This is a genomic window from Verrucomicrobiota bacterium (genome assembly GCA_034440155.1).
Taxonomy (GTDB): Bacteria; Verrucomicrobiota; Verrucomicrobiia; order JAWXBN01; family JAWXBN01; genus JAWXBN01.
The window spans coordinates 26797-36047 of sequence record JAWXBN010000045.1 but is presented as its reverse complement, the minus strand read 5'-3'; the positions used below and the strand labels follow the sequence as shown (position 1 = coordinate 36047).

Genomic DNA, 9251 nt, shown 5'->3' with positions numbered 1-9251 from the left:
TTGCCGTCTTTACAGGATTTTCATCCACAGATTTCATTGATTAACACAGATTCTTCGACTGGAGGGACAATCTTCTGATTGTCCGGGGTGGATGGAATAGGAGGGCAGGTCATGCAGAAGCCTGACCCTCTAAAAAATTAACATGAAAAAAATCGCGATCATTCATTTGGGGGCAAGGGAATATTATTCGATCCCTCGGATGCTCCTTGAGTCAGGGCATGATGTCCGAGTCTTTACGGATATTTACCGGAAAGGGGTCGGGAGATTTTTGGCTCCTATTTCCACGCAAATTGCGCGCCGATATCACCCTGACTTGCCCGCGTGCCGGGTTCATCATACACCACTCCTTTCCTGGCAATATTCATACGCTCGCAAAAATGCCACCTCTGCTGATGAGATGGAGGCGGTATTCCATCAGTATGGGAAACAATTTGCTCTTTTGTGTCTGCCTGAGCTTAGGCGATTTGCCCCGGATGTGATTGTTTCATTTTCTACCACGGCAGCAGAAATCTTTCAGGAATTTAATGGCAAAGCAAAATTAATCCTGAATCAAATCGACGGAGGGATAGAGGAGGATAGGATTGTCCAGCGTGAACGGGAAAAATATCCCGAATGGGAAGAGCCTGCGGCTGGGGTATTAGAGATCGGCAACGGGCGACATGGCGTTGAACAGCAATTAGCCGATACGATCGTGGTGAATTCTCCCTTTAGTAAAAAATGTTTAACCCTTTCTGGGGTGGATCAAAATAAAATCTCTATTGTGCCCTTGGCCTATGATATTAAAAGTGATTTCAGATCAAATCACAATAAGCGGGGGGATAAAGTTAAATTAATCTTCTTAGGTACTGTCTGTCTGCGTAAAGGCATTCATTATCTGGATCAAGCCCTTGATTCCTTAAGCGCGACGGGCTTTGACTTTGATCTGACTATCGCGGGGCCTTCAAATCTCAAACCCTCCCGGTTAGAGGAGTTAAAAAGAAAATACCGTTATCTCGGGGTAATTTCAAAAGACCAAATTCCCGGGCTTCTTGCGGGGAATGACATTTTAGTCCTCCCGTCTATTGCGGAAGGTTTTGGGATGGTTCAGCTCGAGGCTATTGCCGCAGGATGCAGGGTTTTAACAACCACTAATGCGGGTGAGGTCGTGAATGATGATGTCTTGGGAAAGATTTGTGAGCCCTACAGTCCGGAGCAAATTGCGGCTCTTATCAGGCAAATTGCGCAGGATATGTCTGTTTCAAATAGAGAAGATTTTGCAAAGGCCGCTGCCTTGAGGTTAAAAGATTTCTCCATTCAATCGGTTTCAGCCCGATGGCAGGAGGTTGTGGAAAAAAAGTTCTAAGTGCGAGGAACTAAGTTGAGAGTAGGAACGCGACAAATGGAGGGTCCGAGATTCTCGCTCGACCGTTTGCGGACAAATGTGTAGGGCGAGCGGCCCTGCTTGCCGCAGGTCAGAGTTTCACGGATACGGCATACATCGGCAACAAGGGCTCCGTCGCCCTACAAAAAACGAATGCTATCATGTGTAGGGCGAGCGGCCCTGCTTGCCACAGGTCAGAGTTTCAGAAATATTGCCCGCGCAAATTGCTCTCTCCTGCCCAGAGTAATGACGGCTCAGTTAGCCATTAAAAAATCGACCATTCTATTAACTTGACCAGACTAGACTAAGTGGTAAAATATTTTTATGAAATTAGTAAATATTTATGAAGCAAAGACCCACCTCTCTTCATTGCTGAATGAAGTGGATGAAAAAGGGGAGACTGTCCGAATTTGCCGTAATGGGAAAGCGATTGCCGATCTCAAACCTATTATAAAAAGGGGGGCACATATCCTCAAAAAGCATCCAACCCTCTCACAAGGAAAAATTCTTTATGATCCAGTAAAAGGATTGGATGAAGATGATTGGCCGGAGGAGTTTCGTTGAATGTTTTTACTCGATACCTGCACTTTCCTCTGGCTAGGGCTGGATCAGGAATCCCTTTCGCAAAAGGCCAAACAGCTAATAGAAACCTGTCAGGAGTCTTTGTTTATCTCCTCTATTTCAGCATTTGAAATTGCCCGGAAACATTCTATCGGAAAACTGGATTTACCCGTTCCGCCGACTGAGTGGATAGAGGGTATTTCTGAGTTTTATGGGATAGACACCTTGCCGATCAGTCTCGCTATTGCTAGTAGGGCAGCGACACTTCCTCCGTTTCATAAAGACCCCTGTGACCGGATGATTATTGCTACAGCCATTGAGAATACAATGACGATTGTGACACCAGACCCCATGATTACCAAATATGATATTAAAATAGCGTGGTAAATCAAAACGTATAGGGCGAGCGGCCCTGCTTGCCGCAGGTCAGAGTTTCAGAAATATTGTCCGAGCAAATTGCTCTGTCCTGCCCACAGGGGGCGATCCGTCTGCCCTCCAAGAAAAAAAATGAACCCATCAAAAATTCCAGATATTTTTCTTAATGAAATTCCTAATATATAGCCACTTTTTTTTCCCTTCCATGGGCGGAATGGAGAATGCTTCCTTAATATTGGCATCATTCCTTAAAAAAAATGGTCATACTCCCATTGTTCTCACGATGTCGGAAGCTGGTGCCTTATCTACCCCACCAGAACTCCAAGGGGTCACGATTATCCGTAAGCCCTCATTACTCCGGATTTTTATAGAATCTTTACGGGCAGATTCGGTAATAATCAATGGGGGATCGAGTTTAAGGGCTGAAGCAGGATGCTTTTTTGCTAGAAAAAAACCGCTGATCATCCATCAGATGGCTGTTCCTGTAGTGAGAATTGTGGGTGGAAAGTTGATAAGAAGTCTCAATTTTCTGAGGGTGTTTTTTTCGCGTCGGGCCTACCACCTTTGCGTGAGTCATGCTGTTAAGAAAGTTGTGAATATCCATGATGCACATGTTTGCTTTAATCCGATCCCTGAGTTTTTCTTCAAGGATAATAGTCCAATAACCTCACAAACTAAAAAAAACGATTTTCTTTTTATAGGAAGACTTTACCGGTACAAGGGTATCTATCAATTTATAGAGGCATTAGGACATTTACATTTTGATGGGGTCGACTTTCAAGCGACAATCTGCGGGAAAGGTGAAGAAGAGTCAAAAATCAGGAGCCTGATCATAGATAAAAAAATGGAGCATAAAGTGAATCTCATTACCGGGCTATATGGTCAAGAGCTGATGCAGTTATATTCTTCTTCTCGTTTTCTGGTTTTAGTACCCTATGGGCATCTGGAAGGATGCCCCTTGGTGATTGGAGAAGCATTTTCCCAAGGGTTGCCCGTCATCGGATCAGATCAAGAGGCGATTATTGAATGCATTGATGATGCGGGCTGGGTGGTTTCCCAGAATAATGTACAAGAGCTTACCCTAAAACTACATGAGGCGCTCATGTTAGAATCAAAGGATTATTCCTCTATTTCATCCCTTGCTACAAAAAGAGCCCTTCTTTTTCATCCAGACCATTTTTGTAAGTCTGTCATTAACCTTCTTTCAGAACAAATTCACGTATGAGTGTTTTTTTATCTTCCCTCAGGCTTTTTGTTTTGATTCTCTTAACTATTTTTCTTCCCTGGGCATTTGGAACGGTAGAATCATGGTCTATTGAAATAGCGTGTTGTTTAGTAATATGCTTATTCATATTAGTAGTTGTGGACAAGAGCAGAAACAAGAATTTATATAGGCTGGGAATAATCAAAGTTGTGGGCTTGATTTTATTATTTTATTTTTCAAGTTATCTCGTTGTTTCATCAGAATTAGATATTTTTGGAGTTAATGGCACACCAATGCTTGAAAAAGCCCATTCTTTTCTGCCATCACATCTCAGGTCAAATCAGGTATATCATGAGTTTTTCAGGTATTTCTTTGTCATGTTATTGGCACTTTCAGTTTTTTGTGCAGATTTCAGTGCGAAACATAAAAAAATATTCCTGATGGCCATAATCGTGAACGCTTTATTACTTGTTTTTATCGCTATACTACAAAAGATTTCAGGAACCGAGGAGTTACTCTGGTTCCGCCCGTTGAGCTGGAGGGGGGATGCGATTACTCCTGTTACGTTTGTCGGCCCTTTTGTGAACAGGAATCATTTTTCAGCCTATATTAATATCATTTTTCCTTTTATATGGGTATTATGGGTATGGATACAGGAGCGGTATCAGCTGCATGATGATCGCAGAAATGATGTGAAATATCTTACCGTAATTATTGGTTTAGTTTTATCAGGAGGTGTATTCTTGTCGGCTAGCCGTGGGGGGTTATTAATACTATTTTTCGAATTATGTTTGATGTTTTTTATCACGAGAAAATATTTGTCTGGGATTAATTGGATATTTTTGACAAGTGTATCTGTGGTATTTTTATTCTGCTTTATATTATTTGGAGGAGATATGTCAGCCCGGGTTAGTCATTCATTATTTGGTGACTCAAGCCAAAGGTTAGTAAACGATTGGCGATGGTTACAATACCAGGATTCATTAAAAATGTTTTTTGTTTACCCCGTTATGGGCTGGGGATTAGGTAGTTTCTCCATCGTTTATCCATTTTTCAAGAGTCCAGAGATTTATTTAAAGGTGGAGTATGTGCATAATGATTACCTCCAGTTTTTAGTAGAGACAGGTGTTATAGGACTCAGTCTCTGTTTGCTGTTTTTGACATTAATCACCTTTAAACAGTATACTCTCGTTGCCTTGTCACATGATCGTTTGCAGAAGATGTTTGTGCGTGCGGGTATGGTTTCATTTTTAGGGTTTTGTATTTATGCAATGATTGATTTTCCTTTTCAGATGTACGGGTTATTAATGTCTTTGGCAGTCATTATTCCTATTACTTTTTTTAAGGATAAACAATACTTGGAGGATATATAATATGCATGAAAATAGTGGACTCTTGTTTTGTAAATATGTAATGCCAATGATCACTGAGGGTATGAAAATATTAGAAATTGGCCCTGATGGTTTTCCATCTTCATACAGGTCTCTTGTAAAGATCGATAATATCATTTGGGATACACTAGATATATATGAATCGAAAAATTTAACTTATTCAAAAAGTGATTTTTATCATTTTGATATCCCCGATAATCATTATGATATGGTTTTTTCAGCTCAGGTGATTGAGCATGTTTCAGAGATTTGGAATTGGCTACCCGAATTAGCGAGGGTTACAAAAAAGTCGGGGTTTGTGGTTACAATTAATCCAGTAAGTTGGCCATACCATCAAGCACCAATTGATTGTTGGAGGATTTATCCAGAGGGGATGAAGGCTTTATGTAAACATGCCGATCTAACTATCCAGTTATCGAAATTCGAGTCACTTGAAAATACCCATTTTAAAAGGTCAATTCCAGGGCGTTCAGCAAAGTGGCAACCAAAAGTTTTAAACTTATTTTTTAATATTGTCGGGAGAATTGGGTTTCCAGTCGAAAAGTCTTTTGATACTATCACCATAGCTGTTAAAAAATGAGTTTATGAAAAAACTTTCATATTTTCTATATCGGCGTCTGGCACGCTGGATTACTTGTGGGATCAGGCTCGCAGACTATGGTGTGATTCCCCTAGACTCAAAATACCAGCTTGCCAGCTTTCAGGATGTATTTTGTTCACCATTTTATTGGCAATTGTCAGTGATTTTGAAACGCCCTGCTCGGACTGTCGTTGATTTGGGGGCACATCTCGGGCACTTTACGATTTTTATTTCCTATCTGCAAAAAGAATTATTCAGATGTTCTCCTGAGCACATTTATCTTTTTGAGGCTAATTCAGATTTAATTTCCAGACTGAAAAAGAACATAGCAAATCATATAAAATCAAGCAAGTTACAGATATTTTCTAATGCTGTTGGACAAAGGGCAGGATCGGTACGTCTAATGGTCAATCCCTCAAATTTATTACAAACGACCATTAATCTCAATGCTAAAGGAAAATCAGTTGATTATGTTGATTTGGATAAGATACTGGGAACACAAACGATTGATGTCTGTAAATGTGATATTGAGGGAAGTGAGTTTGATTTTATCCAGACCTATGGAGAGATATTAAAAAGAACACGCATTTTTCTAGTGGAGATTCATACATTTGATGAAAAACAAATCATTCCCTTTGATGAATTACTAGAAGAGTATGGATTAATTCCTGTTGGTAGATCAATTTGTACAGGTGGTAATATTCAGAAGATATATGTTAATGATAGCCTGAGATAGTTAATGGATAATATATTAGAAATTGAAGTGTATGGTTATTGGATTATTGCCCTCTCATTGAGCCCGGCATTAGTTGATTTTATCCGTTACCGTAGAATTATTTTTGACAATCCGATTCATATTCCTTTTGCCCTCTTAGCCCTTTTTATGGGATTCCGATTGGTTTTCCTGAGTAGTCCTGAGTCTTGGGGACTTTTTCAGAATTTAACGGGGGAAGTGGATCCTTTAGCTACTTTCCAGAAGATTGCTTATTATGTGATTTGCTCAATGATCGCTATGTTATGCGGTTATCAGTTTTTTGCCCATCCAAAAGTAAATTCTCCAGGTATCTCACTTAAGTGGTCGAAAGAACATGGGGAAGGAATGGCACGCCTTGGGCCTTTCGGACTTATACTTTTTACCGTGATATTTCTTTCTTTAGGTCAATGGAGTACCCAAAAGTTGCAGATGAATGGGTATGGGAATACATCTGCTTATGTTTATATGTTGATTTTTACAAAATCAGGTATTTTAACGCTGATTACTGTCTATATTGTCGGACGGATTCCCTATAAGTTCAGGTCATCCATTTTTAATCCGACATATTTTATTCTTTTGATCGCCTTTGCGATTTATTTATACACAAGTTTTTCTACACAGGGGAGATTCCAATTAGTTGCTCCTTTGGTGGCGTTTGGTATTCTCCTTCTCCGCTTTAATCCTACATCAAAAAAGCTTCAATCAGTATTAATTCTTTCGTTTTTATTTGGACTTTTTCTTTTTAATCTTGCCGGTGCCATGCGCGTGGCTTATGACGAGGAAAATAAGGGGAATGAACTTAACTTTTCCAATATATATCGCTACTACACAGAGAGGTTATCAGCTTCTGAAGATTTTAATGGGGTCGAAGGAATGGCCATGAATATGAAATATTTTAATGATGAAGAGGGTTATCTGTGGGGGAAAAGTTATGCTGCTGTCCTCTGGCATTGGTGGCCGAGGAGTTTTGTTGAACAATATTTAGGGATTAAAAAGCCCCTTACGGTAGGGATACATCTTAAAGGTATTTTTTTGGCGGACTCGAATCGACTGAGTGAAAATATTAACCGCGAGAGTGGGACATTGGGTTTTTCCCCCACATTTTTAGGACAAAATTATGAGAATTTTGGTTTTGTGGGTGGGGTCATTTGCGCATTTATTCAGGGGGTAGGATTGGCCTTACTTTATAATTGGGTGACAAGAAGGTATTTCTCCATCAATGTTCAAACCCTTTATGCATGTTTTTTAGCGGCTATGCCAGGTCTCGCACGAGGAGGAACTGTCGCGATTGACGGTGCCAATGCGTTTATGGGATATTTGCCAGTGCTTCTTGTTATCATCATCTATAGGGCACCTGGGGCGAAATGGTTCCCACAGGGCGACCGTTCAAAAATAACTTCACTCGAGAATCCAGATGCAGGATTTGCTCCCTCTTTTCCTCCATTCGCACCTGCAAATGAAGATCAAGAAGTCCCGCAACCTACAGGGCCTGTTTCCCATGTGAGGAATATCAGTTATCCCAAACGGACAATGAATCCCCCGACCCCGAATAAAGCCACACAGGAGTGAGCCTCGCAAAACGAGGAGGCAGAAAAAACAGTTCTAAGTGCTGGGTACTGAGTTAAAAAAATGGAGGGTCAAGATTCTCGCTCGACCGTGTGCGGACAAATGTGTAGGGCGAGCGAGCCCTCACTTGCCACAGGTCAGAGTTTCACGGATACGGCAGACATCGGCAGCGAGCCCTCACTTGCCGTCTTTTTAGGATTTTCATCCACAGATTTCACTGATTAACACAGATTCCTCAACCGGAGGGACAATCTTCTGATTGTCCGGGGTAGATGGAATAAAGGGGAAAAACAGTTCTAAGAACTAAGTGCTCAGTTAAAAAAAAAATGGAGGGTCAAGATTCTCGCTCGACCGTGTGTGGACAAACGTGTCGGGCAAATTACTCTGTCCTGCCCAAGGCAACGAGGGCTCGGTCTTCACAGCATTTAGCAAAAAGAGATAAGTCCTCTCCAGTCAAAAGCCCGGTAAATTCAACAACTAGCGTGTCAAAGTAGGTGGTATCAAACCTAAAAATCACACATCAATCGTTTTGAGTTTTGTGGCCGGGGATGTTATTTGACTTAGTCATGTGACTAGGTTACATTTTTATTTATGGAAAAGATATTAATCTCTGAATTCAAGGCAAAATGTATCGAGAGTCTCAAAAAGGTGAATCAGAGCGGGCATCCCTTGGTCGTCACTTTGCGGGGAAAACCCCTAGTAACCATCCACGCCTATGCGGAAAATGAAAAAAAAGTGATCCTCGGAGGATTAACGGATGGTGCCCAGATTCCTGATGGCATTGAATATGAAAGTTCCGTTTCAGATTGGGAAAGTCTTTCTTGAATTACCTCCTGGATACACATGTTTGGCTTTGGGCGGCATCTCGTCCGGATAAACTCGGCGCACATACGACCGGACTGCTACTTGATGAGACTAATTCACTTTATGTATCCGCGATTTCTTCGCTGGAGGTCGCGCAATTGTCTTGGGCGGGCAAAATTCTCCTTCCCATGAAAGCCCCCGAATGGATCAAAGCATCTGTCGCACAGCTAAATTTGACACAAATACCACTCTCATCCGACATCGCCGCTGCGGCCTACTCTTTGGCCGAACCTATCCACAAAGACCCAGCAGATAGGATTCTAGTCGCAACAGCTCTCCATCATGGATTGGTTTTGCTGACGGCCGACAAAAAGTTACTCGATTATACTTCTGTGAAAACCGTGGATTGCGGGGAATAGGGGAAAAACAGTTCTAAGTACTAGGTGCTAGGTTGAGGATCGGAACGCATAAAATGGAGGGTCGAGATTCTCGCTCGACCGGGAGCGAGGGCGGGCATGTTCCATCTGGGGGGCGTGTGATCCCGCACCGCCGTTTTGCTGGGATTCTGGATTTATTCCTCGTACATTAGACTACACACGCATACCCTATTTCGTTTCTTGGGGAGGAAATCCTCTGGAAACCATTTACACAGAAGC

At 41.6% G+C, this 9251-nt stretch carries 10 protein-coding genes; all 10 read left to right on the top strand.

From position 1 onward, the window contains the following. Positions 1-142: 142 nt before the first annotated feature. The 10 genes from SGI98_04675 (at position 143) to SGI98_04630 (ending at position 9014) form a co-directional block, all read left to right on the top strand. Positions 143-1342, top strand: a complete 1200-nt coding sequence (locus SGI98_04675; protein ID MDZ4742698.1) for a glycosyltransferase family 4 protein — start codon at positions 143-145, stop codon at positions 1340-1342. Between the two features lie 342 nt (positions 1343-1684). Beyond that, entirely contained in the window at positions 1685-1924 is a 240-nt protein-coding gene (locus SGI98_04670) for a type II toxin-antitoxin system Phd/YefM family antitoxin (GenBank protein MDZ4742697.1), read from the top strand. Further along, positions 1925-2308, top strand: a complete 384-nt coding sequence (locus SGI98_04665) for a type II toxin-antitoxin system VapC family toxin (protein MDZ4742696.1) — start codon at positions 1925-1927, stop codon at positions 2306-2308. A 193-nt stretch (positions 2309-2501) separates the two neighbouring features. Further along, positions 2502-3521, top strand: a complete 1020-nt coding sequence (locus SGI98_04660; GenBank protein ID MDZ4742695.1) for a glycosyltransferase family 4 protein — start codon at positions 2502-2504, stop codon at positions 3519-3521. Continuing rightward, entirely contained in the window at positions 3518-4873 is a 1356-nt protein-coding gene (locus tag SGI98_04655; protein MDZ4742694.1) for an O-antigen ligase family protein, read from the top strand. Before SGI98_04660 ends, SGI98_04655 begins: the two co-directional genes overlap by 4 nt. 1 nt (position 4874) lies before the next feature. Continuing rightward, positions 4875-5471 carry a methyltransferase domain-containing protein gene (locus SGI98_04650; protein MDZ4742693.1) on the top strand — a complete coding sequence of 199 codons (597 nt, stop codon included), beginning with the start codon at positions 4875-4877 and terminating at the stop codon, positions 5469-5471. Between the two features lie 4 nt (positions 5472-5475). Next, complete coding sequence (locus tag SGI98_04645) at positions 5476-6207, top strand: FkbM family methyltransferase (GenBank protein ID MDZ4742692.1); 732 nt, start codon at positions 5476-5478, stop codon at positions 6205-6207. A 3-nt stretch (positions 6208-6210) separates the two neighbouring features. Beyond that, entirely contained in the window at positions 6211-7794 is a 1584-nt protein-coding gene (locus SGI98_04640; protein ID MDZ4742691.1) for an oligosaccharide repeat unit polymerase, read from the top strand. A gap of 588 nt (positions 7795-8382) precedes the next feature. Next, a complete protein-coding gene (locus SGI98_04635) occupies positions 8383-8616 on the top strand; it encodes a type II toxin-antitoxin system prevent-host-death family antitoxin (GenBank protein MDZ4742690.1) in 234 nt (77 codons plus the stop codon). After that, positions 8613-9014 carry a type II toxin-antitoxin system VapC family toxin gene (locus SGI98_04630; protein ID MDZ4742689.1) on the top strand — a complete coding sequence of 134 codons (402 nt, stop codon included), beginning with the start codon at positions 8613-8615 and terminating at the stop codon, positions 9012-9014. The genes SGI98_04635 and SGI98_04630 overlap by 4 nt, the downstream gene beginning before the upstream one ends. The last annotated feature ends 237 nt before the right edge of the window (positions 9015-9251 follow it).

Coding starts and splice junctions, on each gene's coding strand:
- SGI98_04650 (MDZ4742693.1), top strand. CDS start 4,875: ATGCATGAAAATAGTGGACTCTTGTTTTGTAAATATGTAATGCCAATG.
- SGI98_04670 (MDZ4742697.1), top strand. CDS start 1,685: ATGAAATTAGTAAATATTTATGAAGCAAAGACCCACCTCTCTTCATTG.
- SGI98_04635 (MDZ4742690.1), top strand. CDS start 8,383: ATGGAAAAGATATTAATCTCTGAATTCAAGGCAAAATGTATCGAGAGT.
- SGI98_04660 (MDZ4742695.1), top strand. CDS start 2,502: ATGGGCGGAATGGAGAATGCTTCCTTAATATTGGCATCATTCCTTAAA.
- SGI98_04665 (MDZ4742696.1), top strand. CDS start 1,925: ATGTTTTTACTCGATACCTGCACTTTCCTCTGGCTAGGGCTGGATCAG.
- SGI98_04675 (MDZ4742698.1), top strand. CDS start 143: ATGAAAAAAATCGCGATCATTCATTTGGGGGCAAGGGAATATTATTCG.
- SGI98_04645 (MDZ4742692.1), top strand. CDS start 5,476: ATGAAAAAACTTTCATATTTTCTATATCGGCGTCTGGCACGCTGGATT.
- SGI98_04640 (MDZ4742691.1), top strand. CDS start 6,211: ATGGATAATATATTAGAAATTGAAGTGTATGGTTATTGGATTATTGCC.
- SGI98_04655 (MDZ4742694.1), top strand. CDS start 3,518: ATGAGTGTTTTTTTATCTTCCCTCAGGCTTTTTGTTTTGATTCTCTTA.